Genomic DNA, 25,955 nt, shown 5'->3' with positions numbered 1-25,955 from the left:
GCGGCGTTGGTGGCCGTCATTTAGGGTGGGAAGGCCCTGGCAGGTCTTTGCTTTGCCTGCCAGGGCGGTTGATCCTGCTCGCCAGCAGGGTTAGCGCAGGGTGCCGGCCATCTGCCCGAACACATCGAGCACGGCGCTGGCCAGGTCCTTGCTGCGCAGGCCGTTCCAGCCGGTCTCGGCATTGGGTGCGTCGTCGTGGTCCTTGAACGGCATTTCCAGGGTCAGCGACAGGCAGTCATGGGCCTGGCCGACGCTGTTGCAGGCCAGGGTCATGTTGGCCTGGCCAGGAGCGGAAAGCGGATAGCCATGCACCTGCTGAAAGTCCACGGTGCGCTTGCACAGGCTGTCGCGGAAGGTGGCTTCCAGTGCGGCGATACGCGCGTTGTAGCCGGGGTTGCCTTCGCAGCCAGCGGTGAACACGTGGGGGATTTCTTCGTCGCCATGCACGTCGAGGAACAGGTCGACGCCATGCAGCTTCATTTGCTGCTGGGCGAAGAACACTTCCGGGCTTTTGTCGATGCTTGCATCCTGCCAGGCGCGGTTCAGGTCCTGGCCCTTGGCATTGGTGCGCAGGTGGCCATGGATGGCGCCGTCGGGGTTCATGTTGGCAATCAGGTACAGGTCGGCTTCCTGGAGCAATGCCTGGATGGTCGGGTCATTGTGTTGCAGGCGGTCGATCACCCCTTCCATGAACCATTCGGCCATGTGCTCGCCCGGGTGCTGCTGGGCGATGATCCACAGTTTGCGCTTGCCCGGCGCACCGCTGCCGGCACGCAGCAACTGGATGTCGCGGCCTTCGACACTGCGGCCGGTGGCCAGCAGTTCGACACCTGGGAGGGTGCTGGCACGCTCGATCAACTGGTTGTGGCGCGCGCGCGGGTAGGGCTCGAAGTAGGCGAACCAGGCCTGGGGCTGCTCGGCCTTGAGGCTGAAGTTCAGGGCCTTGCCATCGAAAGTAGTGGGCACCCGGAACCACTGTTGCTGGTCGTAGGAGGCCACGGCCTGGTAACCGCTCCAGGCCTCGTGGTAGGACGAGGCGCCGGCGTTTTCCAGGCTGAACCCATGGGTCTGGCCCGGGGTCAGCCCCGCAGCCTTGAAGTGGAACCACTGGAAGTGGTCGCTGCTGGTGTCGGGGCGGATATCCAGGCGCACCCGCTTGGGGTCACTGGCATCCTTGACGAGGATGTTGCCGGAATCGAAATCGCAGTCGATGTGCAGGGGGGACAGCGTCACGGTCATCACCAGGCTCCATGTAGAGTTGTTGTGGCAACTACTCTACACGCCTGGCTCAGGACCAGAAACCGATCGCTGCCAAGGCGGCCAGGCCCAGGCCGATGGCCACCGAGCAACCACCCAGCGACAAGGCTGCCCGTGGTTGCCGGTACCAGCCGTCCTCGCCCAGCTGGCGGGCCGGGGCCAGCAAGGTGCGCCAGCGCAGCTCGGTGGCATGGAAGGCTTCGCGGTGCTCGGGGGCGCTATCGAGCCAGCGGCGAAAATCGATGCGTTCACTGGCGGTCACCTGCGGGCTTTGCAGGCGCACGTACCATTGGCCGGCGATGCTCGCCAGGGCGTCGCGTTCTTCGCGGGCAATCTGCAGCGCCTGGTTCATGTGGCGCTCAACGGTGATCGCGGGCAGGTCGAGGCGCTCGGCGATGCTGGCGAACGACAGTTGGTCGAGGCGGCTGAGCAGGAATACCTGTTGAACGCGACGCGGCAGTTTTTTCAGACGCTGCAGCAAGGCATCGTCGGCAAGCTCGTGGGAAAGGGGAGTGTGTTCAAGGGGCAGCAACAGACGGGTCATGTACAAGCTCCTTGCTGGTCAGTGGAGTGGGGGCGTCTTCCGTGACGCTGCACCAGCTTATTCGTAACGAGATTGATTCTCAAGTGCTAATTCTGCAAAGCGCTGTTACAACCATTCACTGCGCGACATACATTTGCTATCATCGCGGCCATTCGAGCAACACCCATCTTCATTAGCCTGAAGACCAAAAAAAAGACCCGGCAAAAAGCCGGGTCAAAAACCGTGATTAGCCTGATGAGGAGATAATCTGAGAGTCCGACCTAAGGGCTTTCAGGTTATCCAACCAGTCTCGCGACCAGTTGTGAGCAATAATAATCGTTATCATTTGCAAGTCAAATGAATTTTCTGTCATTCCGTAAAAATCTTTTACCGAATGCGCTCCCTCCTGACCGGCGGACACCAACACCCGCTTTTGGTCGACTCTCCACGTAACTTGCAGAAATATGCTCAGGCCTGGTCCTGATTGGCCGCTGTGCGCTCGAGCATGGCCCTGGCCATGTTGATCATGTGCATCGACGCCAGCGCCAGGTCGCGCGGCACCCCTTGCAGGCCGTCAGCTGATTCGCAGGCGGTGGCGGCGGCGCAGCGCAACAGGTTGGTGGCATGGGCGGTCGCCTGGGCATCGCTGAGGCCTTGACGGGCGACCAGCAGCGGTTCGTCGGGGCCAAACGTCACCGGTGCCGGGTTGAGGTAGTAGTCCAGCGCACGCCGGGCGGCATCACTGTTACTTAATGCTTCGGAATCAAGGCTGAGGTCCGTTTCAGGAAATGTCGGTTTCATTCGGCTGCCTGCTATCTGGGTAAGCAATGAAAGGTGCCGACAGATATTAATACGCTCTGTAGTTATGACTATTGTTTAAATACTACAATATGTGTATTGAGCGCCAGGAGGCAGTCCGTATCGTGCCAGCGATGGATAAATGGACTGACCTGGTCAAAGCCAGGATGCGTGAGCTGAAGGTCACGCAGGAAAATCTCGCCGAACGCATTGGGGTCACCCAGGGCGCCGTGGGCCACTGGCTGCGCGAGGAGCGCGAGCCGAAACTCAGGGTGCTCAACCAGATTCTGGTGGAAGTGGGCCTGCCGCCGCTGCAAATGGTCTTCCCTCACCAGGTGGCGGAAAACAACGGTTCCTACGCAGTCGCGGGCAACCCGACTACTGTTACTGGCGCCGATGGCCTACAGCACGAACTGTATTTTCGCTATCCGATTCTGGCTTGGGGCAATCTCGACGAGGTCGAGGTGGCCGAAGACCGTGCGCTGCAGTCAACTGACTATAAAGCACAGGGGAGGGCGTTCTGGCTCAAGGTCGAAGGCGATGCGATGACGGCGCCGCTGGGCTTGAGCGTGCCGGAAGGTATGTTGATCCTGGTCGATACCGGGCTTGAGGCCGAAACCGGCAAGCTGGTGATCGCGCGTTCGCCCGACAGCACGGCGACGAGTTTTCGCCAGTTGAGCGAGGAGGGTGGCCAGCGCTATTTGCGCCCGCTCAACCCGACCTATCCCAAGGCCTTGTGCACCGAGCAGTGTGAGTTGCTGGGGGTGGTGGTGCAGGCATTGGTGAAATTCTGAAATTGCGCGTTGCCCGCATCGCCGGCAACGCCGGCTCCCACAATGGGCCTGCATCTACCCTTACTGTGGGAGCCGGCCTTGCCGGCGATGGGCTGCGCTAGCAGCCCCTTGGACTCAAGCCTCTTCCAGCTCCACCAGCACAGCTCCTTCACTGACCATCTCGCCTTCCTGGCAGAACAGTGCCTTGACCGTCCCGGCATGGGGCGCGCGGATGCTGTGTTCCATCTTCATGGCCTCCAGCACCACCAGTTGCGTACCGGCTTCGACTGCCTGGCCAACCTCCACCAGCACCCGCACGATGCTGCCGTTCATGGGCGCGCCCAGGCCGCCCTGATGGCTGTGGCTGGCGTCGGCTTCGGCAATCGGGTCATAGCGGTTGACGCTGTGCAGCTCACCATCCCATTGCAGGTACAGGGTCTCGCCACGGCGGATCGCCAGGTGCCGACGGCGCAAGCCGTCCTGGTCGATCAGCAGTTGCTCGCCGTCAAGCTTCAGGTTCGAGGCCGCCGCCTGGTTCAGGTTGATGGCCTGGGCTTCACCGTTGCAGGTCAGGTGCAGGCTGATCTGCAACGGAACGCCGGCACGAAAGCCGCTGTTGGCTGCCCACGGCGAATAACGATCATCTGTCCGCGGTTGCAACGGCTGGCTTTGGATGAAAGCTTCGGCCGCTGCCTGCCAGAACGCCGCTGGCAAGGCTTGTGGCGCAGGCAGTAGCTGCTCCTGGTAGCGCGGGATGAACCCGGTATCCAGCTCGGCCTCGGCAAATGCCGGGTGGGCAAGGATGCGCCGCAGGAAGGCGATGTTGCTCTTCAGCCCGCCAATGGCGAACTCATCGAGCATCGCCAGCAAGCGCAAGCGGGCCTGCTCGCGGGTTTCGCCCCAGGCGATCAGTTTGCCGAGCATCGGGTCGTAGAACGGCGAGACGTCGTCGCCTTCGCTGACGCCGCTGTCGACCCGCCGTCCTTCGCCCGGTGCCGACTCGCGGTACAGCGCCAGGTGACCGGTGGCCGGCAGAAAATCATTGGCCGGGTCTTCGGCATACAAGCGCACTTCGATGGCGTGGCCATTGAGCGGCACCTGGTTCTGGGTGATCGGCAGCGGCTCGCCACAGGCGACACGGATCTGCCAGGCCACCAGGTCGAGGCCGGTGATCGCCTCGGTAACCGGGTGTTCGACCTGCAGGCGCGTGTTCATCTCCATGAAGAAGAATTCGCCACGGGCATCGAGCAGGAACTCCACGGTGCCGGCGCCGACATAGCCGATCGCCTGGGCCGCCTTGACCGCCGCTTCGCCCATGGCCTGGCGCTGGGCGCTGCTCAGGCCCGGGGCAGGGGCTTCTTCGACAACCTTCTGGTGCCGACGCTGGATCGAGCAGTCGCGCTCGTTGAGGTACAGGCAGTTGCCGTGCTGGTCGGCGAATACCTGGATCTCCACGTGGCGGGGCTTGAGCACGTATTTTTCCACCAGCATGCGCGCATCGCCGAACGACGACTGCGCTTCACGCTGGGCCGAGGCCAGGGCTTCGCCGAGCTGGCTTTCGTGTTCGACCACCTTCATGCCCTTGCCACCGCCCCCGGCAGTGGCCTTGAGCAGCACCGGGTAGCCGATCTTCTCGGCGGCGGCGCGGAAGGTTTCCAGGTCCTGGGCTTCGCCGTGATACCCCGGCACCAGCGGCACGCCGGCCTGCTCCATCAGGGCCTTGGCTGCCGACTTGCTGCCCATGGCATCGATGGCGCTGGCCGGTGGGCCGAGGAAGATCAGCCCGGCCTGTTCGATGGCGCGGGCGAAGCCGGCGTTCTCGGACAAAAAGCCGTAACCGGGGTGGATCGCCTGGGCACCGCTGGCTTTTGCCGCGGCCAGCAGCTTGTCGATGTCCAGGTAGCTTTCAGCCGCCTTGGCACCGCCGAGGTCGATGCGGATATCAGCCTCGCGGCTGTGCCGCGCTTCACGGTCGATGGCGCTGTGCACGGCGACAGTGGTCAGGCCCAGGGCCTTGGCGGTGCGCATCACCCGGCAGGCGATCTCGCCGCGGTTGGCAACCAGCAGGGTGGTCAACGGGGTGCGGCTCATGGGCGCGGCTCCTTGTTCGACGGTTCGCTCTGCCAGGCCGGGCTGCGTTTTTCCAGGAAAGCGCGCAAGCCTTCCTGGCCTTCGGGGCTGACGCGGATGCGGGCGATGGCGTTCTCGCAGTAGCGGCGGATGGCCGGGGTCAGTTCGCCGTGGCCGACTTCACGCAACAGCTCCTTGCTGGCACGCATGGCCTGCGGGCTGTTGAGCAGCAGGTTGTCGATCCATATGCCGACCTGCTGTTCCAGTTCCGCGGCCGGGTAGGCTTCGGCCAGCAGGCCCAGCTCACGGGCGCGGTCGCCACTGAAGCGTTCGGCGGTCAGCGCGTAGCGGCGCGCGGCGCGCTCGCCCATGGCCTGGACCACGAACGGGCTGATCACTGCCGGCGCCAGGCCGATGCGCACCTCGGACAGGCACAGCTGCGCGTCACTGGCGCCAATGGCCATGTCACAGCAACTGATCAAGCCCAGGGCGCCGCCAAAGGCTGCGCCTTGCACCACGGCCAACGTCGGCACCTTGAGCCGGGCCAGGTTGTACATCAGCTCGGCCAGCTCGCGGGCGTCATCAAGATTGGTGTTGTAGTCCAGCGCTGCCGACTGCTGCATCCAGGCCAGATCGGCGCCGGCGCTGAAGTGCCGGCCACGGCCACGCAGCAATACGAAACGCAGGCTGCTGTCGGCGCCGATGTGGTCGATGGCGATGATCAGCTCGCGGATCATCTGCGCGTTGAAAGCGTTGTTCTTGTCTTCCCGGCTCAGCCACAGGGTGGCGAAACCACGGGGGTCCTTGATCAGTTCAAGGGTACTGAAGTCGCTCATGGTCACATCCGGAAAATGCCGAAACGGCTCTGTTCGATCGGTGCGTTGAGGGCAGCAGACAACGCCAGGCCAAGGATCTCGCGGGTTTGCGCCGGGTCGATGACGCCGTCGTCCCACAGCCGCGCGCTGGAGTAGTAGGGGTGGCCCTGGTGTTCGTACTGGTCGAGGATCGGCTGCTTGAGGCGCGCTTCGTCTTCGGCGCTGAAGGCCTGGCCACTGCGCTCGCTCTGCTCGCGCTTGACCTGGGCCAGCACGCCGGCCGCCTGTTCGGCGCCCATCACGCCGATTCGCGCGTTCGGCCACATCCACAGGAAGCGCGGGTCGTAGGCGCGGCCGCACATGCCGTAGTTACCGGCGCCGAAACTGCCACCGATGATCACCGTGAACTTCGGCACCTGGGCGCAGGCCACGGCGGTAACCAGCTTGGCGCCGTGCTTGGCGATGCCGCCGGCTTCGTACTTCTGGCCGACCATGAAACCGGTGATGTTCTGCAGGAACAACAGCGGGATGCCACGCTGGCAGGCCAGTTCGATGAAGTGCGCGCCTTTTTGCGCCGCTTCCGCGAAGAGGATGCCGTTGTTGGCCAGGATCGCCACGGGGTATCCGTGCAGGTGGGCAAAGCCGCACACCAGGGTGGTACCAAACAGCGCCTTGAATTCATCGAACACCGAGCCGTCGACCAGCCGCGCGATCACCTCGCGCACATCGAAGGGCTGCTTGGCGTCGGCCGGGACCACGCCGTACAGCTCTTCGCTGCTGTACAGCGGCGCCACCGGGGCGCGTTGCTGCAGCTCGCCGAGCTTGTGCCAGTTGAGGTTGGCCACGCAGCGCCGGGCGATGGCCAGGGCGTGCTCGTCGTTGTCGGCATAGTGGTCGGCCACGCCGCTGGTCTTGCAGTGCACGTCGGCGCCACCGAGGTCTTCGGCGCTGACCACTTCACCCGTAGCGGCCTTGACCAGCGGGGGGCCGGCGAGAAAGATCGTCGCCTGCTGGCGGACCATGATCGCTTCGTCGGCCATCGCCGGCACATAGGCGCCACCGGCGGTGCACGAGCCCATGACCACGGCGATCTGCGGAATGCCGAGCGCGCTCATGTTGGCCTGGTTGAAGAAGATCCGCCCGAAGTGCTCGCGGTCGGGGAACACTTCATCCTGGCGCGGCAGGTTGGCGCCGCCGGAGTCCACCAGGTACAGGCACGGCAGGCGGTTCTGCAGGGCGATGGCCTGGGCGCGCAGGTGTTTTTTCACCGTCAGCGGGTAGTAGGAGCCGCCTTTGACCGTAGCGTCGTTGGCGACGATCATGCATTCGACGCCTTCGACCCGGCCGATGCCGGCGATCACGCCAGCGGCCGGGACGTCTTCACCGTACACCTCATGGGCGGCCAGCTGGCCGATTTCGAGGAACGGCGAGCCGGCGTCGAGCAGGCGGTCGATCCGATCGCGCGGCAGCAGTTTGCCCCGCGAGGTGTGCCGCTCCTGGGCCTTGGGCCCGCCGCCCTGGTGAACCTGGGCGATCAGGCTGCGCAAGGCGTTGACCTGTTCAAGCATGGCCGCGCTGTTGGTGGCGAATTCCGCCGAGCGCGGGTTGATGTGGGTGTGCAAGGTAGCCATGGCGCGATTCCTTGTGCTCAGCGGGTTTCGTTGAACAGTTCGCGGCCGATCAGCATCCGGCGGATCTCACTGGTGCCGGCGCCGATCTCGTAGAGCTTGGCATCGCGCAGCAGGCGGCCGGCCGGGAATTCATTGATGTAGCCGTTGCCCCCCAGGATCTGGATTGCCTCAAGGGCCATCTGGGTGGCGCGCTCGGCGGTATAGAGGATGACCCCGGCGGCGTCCTTGCGCGTGGTTTCGGCGCGATCGCAGGCCTGGGCCACGGCGTACAGGTAGGCGCGGCCGGCGTTGAGCTGGGTGTACATGTCGGCGATCTTGCCCTGGATCAGCTGGAACTCGCCGATGCTCTGGCCGAACTGCTTGCGGTCGTGGATGTAGGGCACCACCAGGTCCATGCAGGCCTGCATGATCCCGGTCGGGCCGCCGGAGAGCACCACGCGCTCGTAGTCCAGGCCACTCATCAGCACTTTGACGCCGCCGTTGAGCACGCCGAGGATGTTCTCCTTGGGCACTTCGACGTTGTCGAAGAACAGCTCGCAGGTGTTGGAGCCGCGCATGCCGAGCTTGTCGAACTTGTTGCTGCGGCTGAAGCCCTTCCAGTCGCGCTCGACGATAAAGGCGGTGATGCCGTGGGCGCCTTTCTCAAGGTCGGTCTTGGCGTAGATCACATAGGTGTTGGCGTCGGGGCCGTTGGTGATCCAGGTCTTGCTGCCGTTGAGGACGAAATGGTCGCCGCGCTGTTCGGCGCGCAGTTTCATCGATACCACGTCGGAGCCGGCGTTGGGTTCGCTCATGGCCAGGGCGCCGATGTGCTCGCCGCTGATCAGCTTGGGCAGGTACTTGGCTTTCTGCTCGGCGTTGCCGTTGCGGTTGATCTGGTTGACGCAGAGGTTGGAGTGGGCGCCGTAGGAGAGGGCGACCGAGGCCGAGCCGCGGCTGATTTCTTCCATGGCCACCACGTGGGCCAGGTAACCGAGACCGGCGCCGCCGTATTCTTCCGGGACGGTGATGCCGAGCAGGCCCATGTCGCCGAACTTGCGCCACATGTCGGCGGGGAACAGGTTGTCCTGGTCGATCTGCGCGGCGCGCGGCGCCAGTTCAGCGGCGACGAAGGACTGGACCTGGTCGCGAAGCATGTCGATGGTTTCGCCCAGGGCGAAGTTCAGGGTCGGATAACGCATGCTGGCACCTTCTATTTGTTCTTGGATCAGGGTGTGGTGTCTGCCCTCATCGCTGGCAAGCCAGCTCCCACAAGTAGCGAGTGCACCGAACACTGTGGGAGCTGGCTTGCCAGCGATGGGGCTTATAACCTTTACGTTAACGTAAACCTGCCGCCGGATGCTGTCAATCTCGCCATGACCTTTACGTTAACGTAAATATGGGCCAGAGTAAGATCCGCTTGAATCAGCTCCCAGAACAACCACAAAAAGGGACCGCCATGAATCAACCGAGCTATACCCAGGGCCGCCAGGACAAGCCGTTGCTGGCCATGACCATCGGCCAGGCGTTCGACCAGACCGTGTCACGCTTTGCCGAGCGCGAGGCACTGGTGGTACGTCATCAACAGCAGCGCTACACCTGGCAGGCGCTGGCCGCCAGCGTCGACCTGCATGCCCGGGCGCTGATGGCGCTGGGGTTGAAAACCGGCGATCGCTTGGGCATCTGGGCGCCGAACTGCGCACAGTGGTGCATCAGCCAGTTCGCCAGCGCCAAGATCGGCGTGATCCTGGTCAACATCAACCCGGCCTACCGCACCAGCGAGCTTGAATACGTGCTCAAGCAGTCGGGTTGCCAATGGCTGATCAGCGCCGGCGCCTTCAAGACCTCCGATTACCACGCCATGCTCGGTGAACTGCTGCCGGACCTGGCCCAGCAAGCACCCGGTCAACTGCGCAGCGAGCGCCTGCCGGAGCTGCGCGGGCTGATCAGCCTCGACCCGCAGCCGCCAGCCGGCTTTCTGCCCTGGGAGCGCCTGGGCTGGCTGGCCAGCGAAACCGCTCCCGCTGATTTCCAGGCCCGCCAGCAAAGCCTGCAGTTCGACCAGCCGGTGAACATCCAGTACACCTCCGGCACCACCGGCTTCCCCAAGGGTGCCACGCTCAGCCACTACAATATCCTCAACAACGGCTACATGGTCGGCGAGAGCCTGGGCCTGAGCGAGCACGACCGCATGGTGATCCCGGTGCCGCTGTACCACTGCTTCGGCATGGTAATGGGCAACCTCGGTTGCATCACCCATGGCAGCACCATGATCTACCCCAACGATGCCTTCGACCCGCTTTTGACCTTGAGCTGCGTCGCCGAGGAGAAGGCCACGGCGCTGTATGGCGTCCCGACCATGTTCATCGCCATGCTCGACCATCCGCAACGGCCTGGCATGGACCTGTCGACCCTGCGCACCGGGATCATGGCCGGCGCCACCTGCCCGATCGAGGTGATGCGCCGGGTGATCGGCGAGATGCACATGAGCGAGGTGCAAATCGCCTACGGCATGACCGAAACCAGCCCGGTGTCGATGCAGACCGGCCCGGATGACGACCTGGAACTGCGTGTGACCACGGTCGGGCGCACCCAGCCGCAGCTGGAAAGCAAGATCATCGACGAACAGGGCTGCATCGTGCCGCGCGGGCAGATCGGCGAGCTGTGCACTCGCGGTTACAGCGTGATGCTTGGCTACTGGGGCAACCCGGCGGCGACCAGCGAAGCCATCGACCCGGCGGGCTGGATGCGCACCGGCGACCTGGCGACCATGAACGAGGCGGGCTATGTCTGCATCGCCGGGCGCAACAAGGACATGATCATCCGGGGTGGCGAGAATATCTATCCGCGGGAGTTGGAGGAGTTCTTCTTTACCCACCCGGCGGTGGCGGACGTGCAGGTGATCGGTATTCCCGATGAGCGTTACGGCGAAGAGATCGTCGCCTGGATCAAGTTCCACCCCGGCCACAGCGCCAGCGAGATCGAGCTGCAACAGTGGTGCAAGAGCCGCATTGCCCACTTCAAGACCCCGCGTTACTTCCGCTTTGTCGAAGAGTTTCCGATGACGGTAACTGGCAAGGTGCAGAAGTTCAGGATGCGCGAGATCAGCATTGAAGAGCTGATCAAGCGCTGAGTCCGCGGCGCTGCTATCGCTGGCAAGCCAGCTCCCACAGGTGCAGCAGAGCCCTTGAGTGCTCTGAGAACCTTGTGGGAGCTGGCTTGCCAGCGATTGGATACTACTCTTTCAGCGGTGTTGGCCGTGTCGGCTCGGGGTTTCGACCCTGGCCTTGGCCAATCGCTCATTTTTTTTGAACCCCGGGCCGCGCCCCCGCTCTGAACCTTTAGTGCCACTTCATAACGGAGCAACGTTCGATGACCCGCGATGAGCCCTTCGAAACCGACCGCATGACCCCGGCAAACGACCACCCGGACCAGGCCCTGAGCCTGTCCCAGGCCTTGCTCGAACCGCGGATCGTGATCGAGAACACCTTGCCGGTGCTCGATGGCGGGCTGTTTGCGGTCAAGGCGGTGGTGGGCGAGCCGGTGCAGGTCAGCAGCAAGGTCTATGCCGATGGCCATGACGCCCTGGTGGTGATGCTCAACTGGCGCCAGGCCCACAGCCGGCGCTGGCATTGCCTGCCGATGCAGTTTGCCGGCAACGACCTGTGGCAGGCCGAATTCACCGTCAGCGAGCAGGGTCGCCACCTGTTCAGCATCGAGGCCTGGATCGACCCGTTCGCCACCTATTGCCATGACCTGGAGAAGAAGTTCAACGCCGGCGTCGCGGTGCCCTTGGAGCTGCAGGAGGGGCAACTGCTGATCGAAAACAATATCGGCCGCAGCAACGGGCCGTTGCGCGACCAGTTGCAGGCCTTGCACCGGCACCTGCCGGGCCTGTCCGCCGACGAGCAGGTGGCCTTGCTGCTGCATCCGGACACTGCGCTGCTGATGGCCGAAGCCGAGCACCGCACCTACCTCAGCCGCAGCCCCGAATACCCGCTGGATGTCGAGCGTATCCAGGCGCAGTTTGCCAGCTGGTACGAGCTGTTTCCCCGTTCGGTCACCGACGACCCTGAGCGCCACGGCACCTTCAATGACGTGCACGAACGCCTGCCGATGATCCGTGACATGGGCTTTGACGTTTTGTACTTCCCGCCCATCCACCCCATCGGCGTGCGCCACCGCAAGGGCCGCAACAATGCCTTGCAGGCCGAGCCGGATGACCCCGGCAGCCCCTATGCCATCGGCGGTGCCGAAGGCGGGCACGAGGCGATTCATCCGCAACTGGGCAGCCGCGAGGATTTTCGCCGGCTGGTGGCTGCCGCTGCCGAGCATGGCCTGGAAATCGCCCTGGATTTTGCCATTCAGTGTTCCCAGGACCACCCCTGGCTCAAGGAGCACCCGGGCTGGTTTTCCTGGCGCCCGGACGGCAGCATTCGCTATGCCGAGAATCCGCCGAAAAAATACCAGGACATCGTCAATGTCGACTTCTACGCCGCCGATGCGGTACCGGCGTTGTGGCTGGCCCTGCGCGACGTGGTGGTGGGTTGGGTCAAGGAGGGGGTCAAGAGTTTTCGGGTCGATAACCCGCACACCAAACCCTTGCCGTTCTGGCACTGGCTGATCGCCAATGTCCGCAGCCAGTACCCGGAGGTGATCTTCCTCGCCGAAGCCTTCACCAAGCCTGCGATGATGGCGCGCCTGGGCAAGGTCGGTTATTCCCAGAGCTACAGCTACTTCACCTGGCGCAACACCAAGGCCGAGCTGCAAAGCTACTTCGAAGAGCTCAACCAGCCACCCTGGCGCTACTGCTACCGGCCGAACTTCTTCGTCAATACACCGGACATCAACCCGTACTTTCTGCATGAGTCCGGGCGCGCCGGGTTTCTCATCCGCGCCGCCCTGGCGACCATGGGCTCGGGCCTGTGGGGCATGTACTCGGGCTTCGAGCTGTGCGAGGCGACGCCGGTGCCGGGCAAGGAGGAATACCTCGATTCCGAGAAGTACGAGATCCGCCCGCGGGACTTTACCCAGCCCGGCAACATCATTGCCGAAATCGCCCAGCTCAATCGTATCCGTCGGCAGAACCCTGCGTTGCAAACCCACCTGGGCGTGGCTTTTTATCACGCCTGGAACGACAACATCCTGTACTTCGGCAAACGCACCGCCGAGCGCGACAACTTCATCCTCGTCGCCGTCAGCCTCGATCCGCACAACGCCCAGGAGGCGCATTTCGAACTGCCGCTGTGGGAGCTGGGGCTGGACGACACTGCCGACACCCTCGGCGAAGACCTGATGAGCGGCCATCGCTGGACCTGGCACGGCAAGACCCAATGGATGCGCATCGAGCCCTGGCACCTGCCGTTTGCTATCTGGCGTATCGAAAAAGCCCTCTAGAAAGGAGTCGAGCATGGCCAAGCGCGCCCGCCCAGCCGCCTTTATCGATGATCCACTGTGGTACAAAGACGCGATCATCTACCAGGTACACGTCAAGTCCTTCTTCGATTCCAACAACGACGGCATCGGTGACTTTCCCGGCCTGATCGCCAAGCTCGACTACATCGCCGAGCTTGGGGTCAACACCCTGTGGCTGCTGCCGTTCTACCCTTCGCCTCGCCGCGACGATGGCTACGACATCGCCGAGTACAAGGCGGTGCACCCCGACTACGGCACCCTGGCCGACGTCAAACGCTTCATTGCCGAGGCGCACAAACGCGGCCTGCGAGTAATCACCGAGCTGGTCATCAACCACACCTCCGACCAGCACCCGTGGTTCCAGAAGGCCCGGCGCGCCAAGCCGGGGAGCAAGGCCCGGGACTTTTATGTGTGGTCCGACAGCGACCAGAAGTACGACGGTACGCGGATCATCTTCCTCGACACCGAGAAATCCAACTGGACCTGGGACCCGGTGGCCGGCCAGTACTTCTGGCACCGTTTCTACTCGCACCAGCCGGACCTCAACTTCGACAACCCGCAAGTGCTCAAGGCGGTGCTCGGGGTCATGCGCTACTGGCTCGACCTGGGCGTCGACGGCCTGCGCCTGGACGCCATCCCGTACCTGATCGAGCGTGACGGCACCAACAACGAGAACCTGCCCGAAACCCATCAGGTGCTGAAGAAGATCCGCGCCGAAATCGACGCCAACTACCCCGACCGCATGCTCCTGGCCGAGGCCAACCAGTGGCCGGAAGACACCCAGCTGTATTTTGGCGAAGGGCAGGGCGACGAATGCCACATGGCCTTTCACTTCCCGCTGATGCCGCGCATGTACATGGCCGTGGCCCAGGAAGACCGCTTCCCGATCACCGACATCCTGCGCCAGACCCCGGAGATTCCGGCCAACTGCCAGTGGGCGATCTTCTTGCGCAACCATGATGAGCTGACCCTGGAAATGGTCACTGATCGCGAGCGCGATTACCTGTGGAACTACTACGCCGAGGACCGCCGCGCGCGGATCAACCTCGGCATTCGCCGGCGTCTGGCGCCGTTGCTGCAACGGGACCGGCGGCGGGTCGAGCTGCTGTGCAGCCTGCTGCTGTCGATGCCCGGCACGCCGACCTTGTATTACGGCGACGAGATCGGCATGGGCGACAACATCTACCTGGGCGACCGCGATGGCGTACGCACGCCAATGCAGTGGTCGATCGACCGCAACGGTGGTTTCTCCCGTGCCGACCCTGCGCGCCTGGTGCTGCCGCCGATCATGGACCCGCTGTACGGCTTCCAGGCGGTCAACGTCGAAGCTCAGGCCCATGACCCGCACTCGCTGCTGAACTGGAACCGGCGCCTGCTGGCGGTCCGAAAGCAGCAGAAGGCCTTTGGCCGCGGCACCCTGAAGATGCTCACGCCGAGCAACCGGCGGATCCTCGCCTATGTCCGTGAGTACACCGGCCCTGATGGCAAGAGCGAGATCATCCTCTGCGTCGCCAACGTATCGCGCGCTGCGCAGGCGGCGGAGCTTGAGCTGCAGCAGTACGCCGACAAGGTGCCGGTGGAAATGCTCGGTGGCAGTGCCTTCCCGCCAATCGGCCAGTTGCCGTTCCTGCTGACCCTGCCGCCCTATGGTTTTTACTGGTTCCTGCTGGCCGACAAGGACCAGATGCCCAGTTGGCATGTGGAACCGGCCCAGAGCCTGCCGGAGTTCACCACCCTGGTGCTGAAAAAACGCATGGAAGAGCTGCTGGAAGCGCCGTCACGGGTCACCTTGCAAGACGGCATCCTGCCCCAGTACCTGCCCAAGCGCCGCTGGTTCGCCGGCAAGGAAACCCGCATCGAACAGGTGCAGATCATCTATGGCGTGCGCTTTGGCGCCGCGACCAGCCCGGTGCTGCTCAGCGAGATCGAAGTGCAGGGCGGTGGCCAGAGCAGCCGCTATCAATTGCCATTCGGCTTGATCGCCGAAGAGCACATCAACAGCCCGGCGCCGCAGCAACTGGCCCTGGCCCGGGTCCGTCGCGGTCGTCAGGTGGGCTTGATCACCGATGGCTTCGTCCTGGAGAGCTTCGTGCGCGCCGTGCTCAGCGGCTGCCGGGACGGCTTGCGTCTGCCCTGCAGCGAGGGTGAGCTGCGTTTTGAGGCCACCGGGCAGCTGGCGGCGCTGAACCTGGGGGACGACGCGGTAGTCCGCTACCTGAGCGCCGAGCAGTCCAACAGTTCGGTGGTGGTCGGCGCCAGCCTGGTGCTCAAGCTGATCCGCCGGGTCAACCCCGGGGTGCACCCGGAACTGGAAATGAGCGCCTACCTGACCACCGCCGGTTTTGCCAATATCTCGCCGCTGCTGGGCTGGGTCAGCCGCGTGGACGCCCAGGCCCAGCCGCATCTGCTGATGATCGCGCAGGGCTACCTGAGCAACCAGGGCGACGCCTGGGACTGGACTCAGAACAACCTGGAACGGGCCATTCGCGACGAGATGGAGCCTTCGAGCAAAGACCAGGATGTGCACACCGATGCCCTGCAGGATCTGGCCGACTTCGCCGCCTTGCTCGGCCAGCGCCTGGGCGAGATGCACCTGCTGCTGGCCGCGCCCAGCGCCGACCCTGCGTTCCAGTCGCGGGCCAGCACCCGCCGCGACAGCCAGGCCTGGAACAAACAGGTCGGTGCCCAGCTGACCCGCGCCCTGGACCTGCTGCTGGAACACCGTGCCAGCCTCGACAGCGACAGCCAGGCCCTGATCGACGATCTGCAACAGCAGCGCAAGAGCTTGCTCAAGCACATTGCCGAACTCAGCAAGCAAGCGGTGGGTGGGCTGTTGATGCGCGTGCATGGTGACCTGCACCTGGGCCAGGTGCTGGTGGTTCAGGGCGATGCCTACCTGATCGATTTCGAGGGTGAACCGGCGCGGCCACTCGATGAGCGCCGGGCCAAGCACAGCCCGTACAAGGACGTCAGCGGCGTGCTGCGTTCCTTCGACTATGCTGCAGCGATGGTGCTGCGCAGTGCTTCCGCTGTCGACCTTTCCGAGGCTGCCCGCCAGGCACGTCAACGCGTCGCCCGGCGTTACCTGCACCAGGCCCGGCATGCTTTTGTCGAGGCTTATGGTCTGGCCAGTGCGGCCATGCCCCATGCCTGGGAGCATGGCGACGGCGAGCAGGCGGCGCTGGCGTTGTTCAGTCTCGAGAAGGCCGCCTACGAAATCCTCTACGAAGCCGAGAACCGTCCGAATTGGCTGGCCGTGCCTTTGCAGGGCCTGCATGGTCTGATCAGTACCTGGGGAGAGCAGTAAATGATTCAACGCAAGCGCGAGGAAGGAGGACTGGGGCAGCGCGATATCGATGCCCTGGTAAGAGCCGAACACACCGACCCGTTCGCGGTGCTCGGCCCGCACCCGGATGGTGCTGGTGGCCAGTTTGTCCGCGCCTATCTGCCCAATGCCCTGAACGTGCGGGTGTTGGCTCGCGACGGCAGTCGCGTATTGGCAGAGCTGGAGCAGGGCCCGGTACCGGGGTTGTTCATCACTCATCTGCGGGAGCCGCAGCCGTACCTGTTGCAGATCAACTGGGCGGGCGGTGAGCAGATCACTGAAGATCCGTACAGCTTCGGGCCACTGCTCGGCGACATGGACCTGTACTTGTTCGCCGAGGGCAATCATCGAGACCTGTCCGGTGCCATGGGGGCGCAACCGGTGACGGTCGAAGGTGTCGACGGCGTGCGCTTTTCGGTGTGGGCGCCGAATGCGCGGCGGGTCTCGGTGGTGGGCGATTTCAACAACTGGGACGGGCGCCGTCATCCCCTGCGCCTGCGCCATCCGTCCGGGGTCTGGGAGCTGTTCGTGCCGCGCCTGCAGGCTGGCGAAGCCTACAAATACGAAGTGCTCGGGCGCGAAGGCATCCTGCCGCTCAAGGCCGACCCGCTGGCCCGTGCCACCGAGTTGCCGCCGAGCACCGCCTCGAGGGTCGCCGGCCCCCTGGCCCATGACTGGCAGGATCAGGCTTGGATGCAGCAGCGCGGGGAACGCCAGGTCACCAGCGCGCCGCTGTCTATCTACGAACTGCACGCCGGCTCCTGGCAGTGCGAGTTGGACGACAACGGTGAAGTGGCACGCTTCTACAACTGGCGCGAACTGGCCGAGCGCCTGGTGCCGTATATCCAGCAACTGGGCTTCACCCATATCGAGCTGATGCCGATCATGGAGCATCCCTTTGGCGGCTCCTGGGGTTACCAGCCATTGTCGATGTTCGCGCCGACCGCGCGCTACGGCAGCGCCGAAGACTTTGCCGCGTTCATCGATGCCTGCCATCAGGCGAGCATCGGGGTGATTCTCGACTGGGTGCCGGCGCATTTTCCGACCGACACCCACGGCCTGGCGCGCTTCGACGGCACCGCCTTGTACGAGTACGACAACCCGCTGGAGGGTTTCCACCAGGACTGGGACACGCTGATCTACAACCTTGGCCGCACCGAAGTGCACGGTTTCATGCTGGCCTCGGCGCTGCACTGGCTCAAGCATTTCCATATCGACGGCCTGCGTGTCGATGCCGTGGCGTCGATGCTCTACCGCGACTATTCACGCAAGGCCGGGGAGTGGGTGCCCAACCGCCACGGCGGCCGCGAGAATCTGGAAGCCATCGACTTCTTGCGTCACCTTAACGACGTGGTGGCGCTGGAAGCCCCCGGTGCCCTGGTGATCGCCGAAGAGTCCACGGCCTGGCCGGGCGTCAGCCAGCCGACCCAGCAGGGCGGCCTGGGCTTTGCCTACAAGTGGAACATGGGCTGGATGCACGACACCCTGCACTACATCCAGAACGACCCGATCCACCGCACCTATCACCACAACGAGATGAGCTTCGGCCTGATCTATGCCTATTCCGAGCATTTCATCCTGCCGATTTCCCATGACGAGGTGGTGCACGGCAAGCACTCTCTGATCGACAAGATGCCTGGCGATCGCTGGCAGAAGTTCGCCAACCTGCGCGCCTACCTGACCTTCATGTGGACCCATCCGGGCAAGAAGCTGCTGTTCATGGGCTGCGAGTTCGGCCAGTGGCGCGAGTGGAACCATGACAGCGAACTGGACTGGTACCTGCTCAAGTACCCCGAGCACCTGGGCGTGCAGCGCCTGGTCAGCGACCTCAACCGTTTGTACCGCGACGAGCGGGCCCTGCACGAGCAGGACTGCCTGCCGCAAGGCTTTCAGTGGCTGATCGGCGATGATGCGCACAACAGTGTCTATGCCTGGCTGCGCTGGAGCGCTGGCGGCGAGCCGTTGCTGGTGGTGGCCAACTTCACCCCGGTGCCGCGCGAGGGTTATCGCATCGGTGTGCCGTTTGGCGAGCGCTGGGTCGAGGTGTTCAACAGCGATGCCGAGGGTTATGCCGGGTCCAATTACGGCAACCTCGGTGAAGTGGCCAGCCAGGCGTTGTCCAGCCATGGCCAGCCGTTGTCGCTGGGGTTGAACCTGCCGCCGCTGGGGGTGTTGATTTTGCGCCCGCAATGACGGCTTGAGCGTTCTGTACAAGCCCGGGGCAGGGTATCGGTGTCTACTGCGCTTCCGGTTTTTCATGGAAGCGCAGCCATGCCCTTGGTCTCTAACCCACCACTCAACCGTCAGTACACACCGACCGAGTACCTTGTCAGCGAACAACGGCAGGCGGCGGTTGCGAATCTGCCCGGTACGAACCTGCAACGTGTTGCCCAGGCCCTGCGCACGGCCGCGGTTGAAGAAAACATTGCCATGACCCTGCTACCGGGGCTACTGGTGGCCAGTGGTGTGCTCGAATGCAACACCCTGGTGCTCGAGGGTGTGGATGGCCAGGTGCTGTACGGGGTCGACATTACCGATCCGGCTTGCCTGCTGGAGCCTGGACAACTGGACGCTGTGCAGTTGGAGCAGGCTGCCAGGATCAGGCTGGAGCCTACGCGTATCGGTGCAGTAAGCCGCGGTGAATACCGTTCACTCGACCTTGAGGGCGATGCTTTCTTCAAGGTGGTGGTAGCCATGGTCAACGACTGTGATCCGCAGTTGATCACTGATCAGCAAGTAGCAGAGCTGCGCAATGAATTGGCCGAGCGGGTACTGATGGCGGATCCGCTGATGGCACGGATCTGGGCGCAGGCGCACCCCGCGGTTGAGGAGGTGAACCCGCAAGGCGCGCCGCTCAACCCGGCAAGCCTGGTGATGCGCGCTAGCGTCCTGGCTGCAATCCCCGCCAGCTTCGGGGTGTTCGGTGCCTTTGGCTTGCCGGTGGTGCTTGGTGCCTGGTATCTGGGGTTGCCGATGGCGGCAGCGGTGCAGTTGGGTAACCAGTCACAGCGGGACACCCGCGAGGCGCTGGTGTTGACGCTCGCCAGGAAACTGCCCGGGCTCGACGATGCTCAGTTGCACATCCTGCTGCAGGCACTTGACGGGAAGCTGGCCGATCTGGATCTTGAAGTCGTTGTCGACAACCTCAGAAGCCAGTTCGCACAGCGCGCCCCGAACATGACGGGCAATGAGCTGCTGGAGCGCATCAATCCCTGGGACTGGTTGCGCGATACCCGCGAAAAGGAACAGTCCAGACCCGACCTGAGCCTGAAGCCGACGCTCTTGGGGGCAGGGCTTGAGTTACTGGTGGGCTGGGGTGCGCCAGGCTTTATACCGGGTGAAAAATACTATGCCGGCAAGCCCCCTTTGAATTTGAAGCAGCTTACCCAGGTTGTTCGCGAGCAGGATGGCAGCGAGCGTGTCGTCACCCAAGCAAAGGATTCGGCAGTCGCGTATTCCTCAGCAGGATCATTCGTCGCAGCAGAGGAATATACTCAACCGGCGGTCCAACTGCCCTGGCGTTCGGAGCCTTGGCAGGTGCCGCTGGTTGAGGCACAAGGCAAAAGGCGACAAGCACGCGAAGCCCCCACCTCGACGTCTCAGGCCCAATTGCTAGCGGATATCCAGCGCTTGCAAAAGCACAATCAGCAATTGGAGCGTCAGGCCACGCGGCTACGCAAGCGCGCCGCAGCAGCGCCCGCCTATGCCAAGCAAGCGGTTCCTGACCTGTTGGGGCTGGTCACGGTAAAAGCCGTGCTATCGCTTAAGGCAGAAAAGTTGCAGCGCGAGGCGCTCAAGGCTGCGTTCACCATCAGCGAGCGCTACCGACAACTGCAGGGCTTGAAGCAGCCGCAGCCGAAAGACACTGGCACTGTGGCGGCTCCCGCGCTGGACACTTCCCAAACCACGGGGCTGGTCCTCGGCCAGGCGCAGCATATCGACGAGACCATCATCCGCTGTTTGCAGCAGGATGCGCAGGCAGCAGGTATGGATCCGCGGTCCATCAACCTGGCGCTGCTGAACCAGACGCTGTCCTTTCAGCCGAAAACGCCGGTGACTTTCCTGGGCAGCGCCAGTCATTCACGCAAGGAAGTGTTCAGCGTCCGTCAGGTAGCCTTGGGTGAGCATCAACGCAACCTCGTAAACTACGTCGATCAATTGCCGTCAGCCTCACCTGGGCTACCCGCGCCGCTGCTGCCACTGGTCCTCGATGCTCAACTGCGTACTCGCGTGCAGGCCGCGGTGATGGAGGACTTTATCCAGTTGGCGAGTGATGACGCGTTCAAGCAGCAATACCAGAGCTTTGCCCATCACCGTTTCAATGGCGTAATGACACGACTGCTGGCCAGCACCAATGGCCCCTTGCGCCATGTTCTTGATCGTTGGGTGTCGGGTGATCTGGTTGCCGAGGTGGTAAAGGTCACGGACAAGGTTGTACCCAATCTACTGGCGGTGAGAGACCACGCTGGCGGCTTTCTGGTTTCACTGACCACTGGCAGTGTATATCCGTGGGTGGCCGACGATACCTCGGTTGCCCTGGAGCGGTTCATCCGCTCGCATCTGTCGGATTTTGACAACGGCGTGATCGAGCGCACCGCCATTATCGCCAAGCGCTCGCTCAGGCTGACCGATGTGACTTTTTATCAATCGCAGTTGACCTTTGGCGGTGGTGAGGTCATGCCACAGTTGCTTGCGGCTGATCTGGAGATGATCAAAAGCAACCTCAATAGCGCGGTCTTCACTGCCCAGGAAGAGAATCAGCAACGCTGGACGCAGGCTGCAGAACGCCTGATGCAGTTCGGCACGACCTTGGTCTCGATGGTGGTAATGGTGCCATTCGAAGGCTTGGCGATGCCGATGGCACTTGCCTCGATGGACGTGGCACTGGCGGCGGGCACTCTGTACTTCGATGAGCGGATGCTGGACGTTGCTGATCGGGGCGATGTCTACCGCCAGGCCCAGGCGGATATTGCCCTGGGCAAGCTGACGTTGGTTTTCGTCGGCGCTGGCGATCTGGCGGTCCTGGCCAGGCCTGTGGCTCGCGCGGTGTCGGCAGCGGCGCACTTGGCCGCCGACGTGCGCAACCTGGTCGCGCTGATTCGTTCATCTTCGCTAACCGAAGGCTACAGCAAGTCGCTGGACCTGTTGATCAGCCTGTCGCCCCGCCAGCGTGCGCTGATGCTGGCGCAACTGAATTTGGTGCCGGCTGCCATCAGTGACGCTGCCGGCCCGCTGGAAGGCGTTCTGCATCTGCAGCAACGCGCCGGGGTGATTGATGCGCAGACGCTGCAACGGCTGGTGAGCCTGCCCGGGGCCGATACTGTCGAGGGGTTTCTGGGGGGGAGCGGTCAACAGCTTTATTGCCTGGATGACATCAAGCGCTTGCCAGCCGGTTACCGCGTAGTGGTATTGGCAAAGGACAGCAACAAGGTGCTGCAGGCGGGTTTGAGCCTGGGCGAGGGTAAGGTCATCAGCCTCGATAACAGTGCGCTCACCTTGGGTGAATCGGTCAAAGGCTGGCATGAGCTGAACCTGGCGGATGCTCGGTTGCTGAGGTTCGAGCGACAGGCGGGCAAGCTGGCGGACGGCCGCGACGTACGGATTGTTGTCGAGCACGCTGCGCCCGAATTCAGGGCCGAGGAACTGCGCAGTGCACAAGCAGCCAGAATCAGTGAGTCGCAAACATTGCTTGAGCAGGGCTTCCTCGCCGATTTGCGCAAGTATCCGAAAGTCTCGCGCTTGCTCGCCACCGGCAAGCAACGCCCTGGCCCGCTTTTGCGAACAGTCAGAGCCTACATGGCAAAGCACGGCTTCTTCGATATCAAGGTCAGGGTGGTGCACAGCTGGGACAAGGTCAACAAGGCCAGTAGCAGCCATTTCCTGTTGGTAGGTCGTCACCCGGAGCACGGTCACATGGCTTTCGACCTGATGGCTGCCCGGCGCACCCGCCTGGACCTGGAGCCGATGGTTGTCCCCGAGCCGGTCTGGGCGGCCCGCTTTCAACAGGCTGGCGGCAACCGGCTGATGAAATACCAGGATTTCGTCGATCTACCCAGTGCCAGGACGTCGGCGCGGTTGGCACGCAGCACGGCAGCCACTGCGTATCAGGAACGGTCCGTCTTGTTGATGGCTCCGGATTTCTACAAAGTCGAGTCGGGGCGTGAATGGGTACGAACAGAAGAGCTGCTCGGGGGAGGGAATTTTGCCCGTCACGAGCTCATGCCGGCAAAGCAGGTGGAGCAACGTTACGCCAAGCTGTGCAAGGACTGGCAAAACCTCAGCAACAAGAAGACGGAGTTTCAACAGGGACTGCGGGATTACGGAATGCTTACCGTCCCCGGTGTGGATCTGCGCGCCCGGCGTGATCTGGTGCATTTGAAACGGCTGTTCATACGTCCCGATTCGAACCTCACACCTCATCAACTTGGCGCACTGGCAGGCAGGATCAATCGCTTGGAGCTTGAGCAGCACTGGCAGCAAGCCTTCGCCCGTGCCGGAGCTCATGGCAGAAAGCTGCGTCTGCATGGGGCGAGGAGTTACCGGCCGGCGCCGCAAATCCTGGTGACCCGCCCGGACAACGGCCGCTGTCTGCCATTGGCACGCACCATGGCTGTAGCACTGGAAGGGGGCAGCGAACACGCGCTGATGGACAGGATGTATCTGGTGGCGGCGGATGCCCAGAGCAGCGAAGCGGTTCTGTTCAGCAAAGCGCTTGGGGTGCTGCACGGTAGCGGTGGGTCTGCAGTGAGGACCCTGCCAGGCAACCTTGAGCTGGAGGCAGTCATCAAACGCCTGGCGGATGAGCGACACAACGCCTATCTGCAGATCAATACCCCCAACCATTCCATGCTGATGGCCGTGCGTCAGGAACAAGGGCGCTCGGTATTCCACTTCTATGACCCCAACATCGGCCTGATCTCGGCCGATTCCTTGTCGGGTTACAGCTCGGTACTTAAGCACTACTTTTCCCAAAGACCCATGCTCAGTGCTTATGGGCTTGCTGTGCCTGAGTCGCTGCCACACTTTCGCGTCGAGGTCATAGACCCGGCGGCCATGCAGGCGGTGCCGCTGAATCAGGGCCTGACGGTCAAGGACCTGGGTGCGGCACCGGCGCTGTACAGTCGCACGCGCTGGTAATAGCGCGCCTTTACCAGCGCACCCTGATCCCCAGGTTGCCGATCAAGCCATTCAAGTCATTGTCGTCCACATCGCTGCTGTAATCGGCACTGACAAACAGCGCGACCTTCGGCGTTACCCGCGCCACCAGGCCCAACCCCAACTCGACGGTGGCGGAGTTGCGTCCGCTACTGATCTTGTCGACCTGGCCCAGGCTCACGGTTTCAGCGTTGGTGAAGTCATACCAGACGTTGGTACGTACGAACGGCTCGATCGGCATGCCGTGCACGTTGTAGCGTGCCGACAACCTGGCACCGACCCGCCCGGTCCAGTTCGGTTGCTGGTCGAACGCTTCCTGGGTGTCAGTCTGGCTCTGGCTGCCCGGAAAGTACTGCTGGTTGATCAACTGCGCTTGCGGCTCCAGGGTCCAGTTGCTACCCAGGCTGATGGGGTAGCCGCCTTCGATCGACAGCGTCAGGGCATGGCCGTTGCCGTCCAGGCGCTGGCCGGTTTCGCTGCGGCCATTGATATCGAAGCGTGTACCCATGGCCACTGCATCCAGGTGCCAGCCCTGGTCGTGGGTCATGCTCCAGTACACACCCAGGCTTTCACCGTCGAGGTTGACGACGGTCTTCTGGTCACCGACCTGGGGTCTGCGCAGGCCGTCAAAACCGCTTTGCAGGGTGCTGTGGCCGACGAAGAAACCGGCACGGTGAGTATTGCCGCCGGCTGTTTCACGAATGAACAGGTCCGGGCTGATCTGCAGGCTCTGGTTCGGGGTATCGAGTTGATCGATTTCCGGGCCCGGGGTACGCACCGGCGTCGGGAAAAACTGCGCCCACTGGCTGGCGATGCTGTCGGTGGCGGCCGGGGCGTTGCGCTCGGCCAGGCGCTCGGAAAAGGCGCCAAGGGCACCGAGGCCCAAGCCGCTGGCGCTGACCGGGGTCAGCGAGAGTACAGGCTGGGCTTGCACAAGATTAATCAACGGGTCGTTATCCTCCAGGCCCAATGCATGGGTTTCCAACGGGGTTGCCAAGAGCAGCGACGTGGAAACCGCATAGAAAACATACTCAAAGCCCGTAGGATTTGGAGTTTTTTTCATGGCGGATCTCCTCTGTGTTTAACAGCCAAGGTCTGGCCTGATGTCACGGCTGTAAGGCATAACCAGAGGGCGACCCAAACCAGCAAACCGCTCCCTGTCACGCGCTGAAAAGCGCGAGCTAGAGGTTCGGAATGGAGTCTGCAGTTGCTGCATTACTTCTAGCTAAGGAGAGGACGGGGCGTGCGTCAAGAAAGCGTGAAACAACCGTTATCAAGCTATTGGAAGCGCCAATAGGCTGAAATCAAACAAAAATATATATCTGATAGCCGCAACCGCTCTTTCCAGGGTCGCGGCTATGCCGAATCATTGCTAAAGCTGCACTTCCACCGCCAATGGCAGATGATCGGAGAGGTGACTCCAGGGCTTGTTGCCGAGGATTTGCGGGGCATGGCTGTTGGCATTGCGCAGGTAAATGCGGTCCAGACGCAGCAGTGGCAGGCGGGCAGGGTAGGTTCGTGCGAGCAGGCCGTGATGGCGCTCGAAGGCTTCGTGCAGGTCGCGGTGCAGGTTCAGGGTGCGATTGCCGCGCAGTTTCCAGTCGTTGAAGTCACCCGCGATGATCACCGGGGCGTCGGCCGGCAGCGAGTCCAGCAGCCGCCGCAGCAGTTGCAGCTGTTTTTGCCGATGACTTTCGAGCAACGACAGGTGCACGCAAATGGCGTGCACCTCGCTCTGCCCGGGCACGTCCAGCACGCAGTGCAGCAGCCCGCGGCGCTCGGGGCCGGTAATCGAGACATCAAGGTTGCGGTGTTCGATGATCGGGTACTTGGACAACAGCGCATTGCCGTGATGGCCGTCCGGGTACACGGCATTACGCCCGTAGGCGAAATCGCTCCACATGCTATCGGCCAGGAATTCGTACTGCGAGGTCTGCGGCCAGCCGGCGTAGCGCGCGGCATGGCGGTCGTGGGAACCGAGCACTTCCTGGAGGAAGACGATGTCGGCGCGGGTACTGCGCACCGCTTCACGCAGTTCGGGGAGGATGAAGCGGCGGTTGAAGGCGGTAAAGCCCTTGTGGGTATTGACGGTCAGTACCCGCAGGCGCTTGATCGCAGCAGCCTGGCGGGCAGTGGCGGTGTTGCTGGTGTCCGATTCGACGCTCACGGTTACTCCTAGTCGACAAATCTATAGCATCGGACTTGCCGGGGAAC

General features: G+C 63.0%; 15 protein-coding genes. 6 read left to right on the top strand and 9 right to left on the bottom strand.

Annotation, left to right across the window (positions count from 1 at the left end; translation table 11 throughout):
• Positions 1-90: 90 nt before the first annotated feature.
• The 3 genes from LOY45_RS14905 to LOY45_RS14895 all read right to left on the bottom strand — a co-directional run bounded on the left by LOY45_RS14905 (position 91) and on the right by LOY45_RS14895 (position 2,581).
• Positions 91-1,239, bottom strand: a complete 1,149-nt coding sequence (locus LOY45_RS14905) for a M14 family metallopeptidase (protein WP_115086908.1) — start codon at positions 1,237-1,239, stop codon at positions 91-93.
• Between the two features lie 49 nt (positions 1,240-1,288).
• On the bottom strand, positions 1,289-1,801 hold the full coding sequence (locus tag LOY45_RS14900; protein ID WP_115086907.1) for a DUF4880 domain-containing protein: 513 nt from the start codon (positions 1,799-1,801) through the stop codon (positions 1,289-1,291).
• Between the two features lie 447 nt (positions 1,802-2,248).
• Positions 2,249-2,581, bottom strand: a complete 333-nt coding sequence (locus LOY45_RS14895; RefSeq protein WP_115086906.1) for a DUF6124 family protein — start codon at positions 2,579-2,581, stop codon at positions 2,249-2,251.
• Positions 2,582-2,712: 131 nt separating this feature from the next.
• Here LOY45_RS14895 and LOY45_RS14890 point away from each other — a divergent pair, with 131 nt between their 5' ends.
• Positions 2,713-3,372, top strand: coding sequence for a LexA family protein (locus tag LOY45_RS14890; protein WP_233674558.1), 660 nt, complete (start codon positions 2,713-2,715; stop codon positions 3,370-3,372).
• Positions 3,373-3,486: 114 nt separating this feature from the next.
• On the opposite strand, the gene LOY45_RS14885 is transcribed toward LOY45_RS14890, so the two are convergent.
• The 4 genes from LOY45_RS14885 to LOY45_RS14870 are packed head-to-tail and all read right to left on the bottom strand — an operon-like array spanning position 3,487 to position 9,048.
• Positions 3,487-5,442, bottom strand: coding sequence for an acetyl/propionyl/methylcrotonyl-CoA carboxylase subunit alpha (locus LOY45_RS14885; protein WP_134065180.1), 1,956 nt, complete (start codon positions 5,440-5,442; stop codon positions 3,487-3,489).
• Positions 5,439-6,257, bottom strand: a complete 819-nt coding sequence (locus tag LOY45_RS14880) for a gamma-carboxygeranoyl-CoA hydratase (RefSeq protein WP_115086903.1) — start codon at positions 6,255-6,257, stop codon at positions 5,439-5,441. Before LOY45_RS14880 ends, LOY45_RS14885 begins: the two co-directional genes overlap by 4 nt.
• Before the next feature lie 2 nt (positions 6,258-6,259).
• The gene (locus LOY45_RS14875; RefSeq protein WP_115086902.1) at positions 6,260-7,867 is read right to left on the bottom strand and encodes a carboxyl transferase domain-containing protein; all 1,608 of its coding nucleotides are present in this window, start codon (positions 7,865-7,867) and stop codon (positions 6,260-6,262) included.
• Positions 7,868-7,884: 17 nt separating this feature from the next.
• Entirely contained in the window at positions 7,885-9,048 is a 1,164-nt protein-coding gene (locus tag LOY45_RS14870; protein WP_010223751.1) for an isovaleryl-CoA dehydrogenase, read from the bottom strand.
• Between the two features lie 257 nt (positions 9,049-9,305).
• Here LOY45_RS14870 and LOY45_RS14865 point away from each other — a divergent pair, with 257 nt between their 5' ends.
• The 5 genes from LOY45_RS14865 (at position 9,306) to LOY45_RS14845 (ending at position 23,723) form a co-directional block, all read left to right on the top strand.
• Positions 9,306-10,979, top strand: a complete 1,674-nt coding sequence (locus LOY45_RS14865) for an AMP-binding protein (protein ID WP_258577916.1) — start codon at positions 9,306-9,308, stop codon at positions 10,977-10,979.
• Positions 10,980-11,218: 239 nt separating this feature from the next.
• A complete protein-coding gene (locus LOY45_RS14860) occupies positions 11,219-13,243 on the top strand; it encodes an alpha-1,4-glucan--maltose-1-phosphate maltosyltransferase (RefSeq protein ID WP_233674543.1) in 2,025 nt (674 codons plus the stop codon).
• Between the two features lie 13 nt (positions 13,244-13,256).
• Positions 13,257-16,568: a maltose alpha-D-glucosyltransferase gene (gene treS / locus LOY45_RS14855; protein WP_258577915.1), complete on the top strand. Its 3,312-nt coding sequence runs from the start codon at positions 13,257-13,259 to the stop codon at positions 16,566-16,568.
• Positions 16,569-18,779, top strand: coding sequence for a 1,4-alpha-glucan branching protein GlgB (gene glgB / locus LOY45_RS14850; RefSeq protein WP_134065174.1), 2,211 nt, complete (start codon positions 16,569-16,571; stop codon positions 18,777-18,779).
• A gap of 78 nt (positions 18,780-18,857) precedes the next feature.
• Positions 18,858-23,723, top strand: coding sequence for a hypothetical protein (locus LOY45_RS14845; RefSeq protein WP_258577914.1), 4,866 nt, complete (start codon positions 18,858-18,860; stop codon positions 23,721-23,723).
• A gap of 10 nt (positions 23,724-23,733) precedes the next feature.
• Here the strand turns inward: LOY45_RS14845 and LOY45_RS14840 are convergent, their stop codons facing one another.
• The gene (locus LOY45_RS14840) at positions 23,734-24,804 is read right to left on the bottom strand and encodes an autotransporter domain-containing protein (RefSeq protein ID WP_115086896.1); all 1,071 of its coding nucleotides are present in this window, start codon (positions 24,802-24,804) and stop codon (positions 23,734-23,736) included.
• Positions 24,805-25,113: 309 nt separating this feature from the next.
• Positions 25,114-25,908 (bottom strand): endonuclease/exonuclease/phosphatase family protein, encoded by a 795-nt coding sequence (locus LOY45_RS14835; protein ID WP_115086895.1) that lies wholly within the window; start codon positions 25,906-25,908, stop codon positions 25,114-25,116.
• Positions 25,909-25,955: the final 47 nt, after the last annotated feature.

The organism is Pseudomonas wadenswilerensis, assembly GCF_024749185.1.
Taxonomy (GTDB): Bacteria; Pseudomonadota; Gammaproteobacteria; order Pseudomonadales; family Pseudomonadaceae; genus Aquipseudomonas; species Aquipseudomonas wadenswilerensis.
Note: the sequence above shows the minus strand (reverse complement) of the source record. Positions and strands in the feature narration are given on the sequence as shown.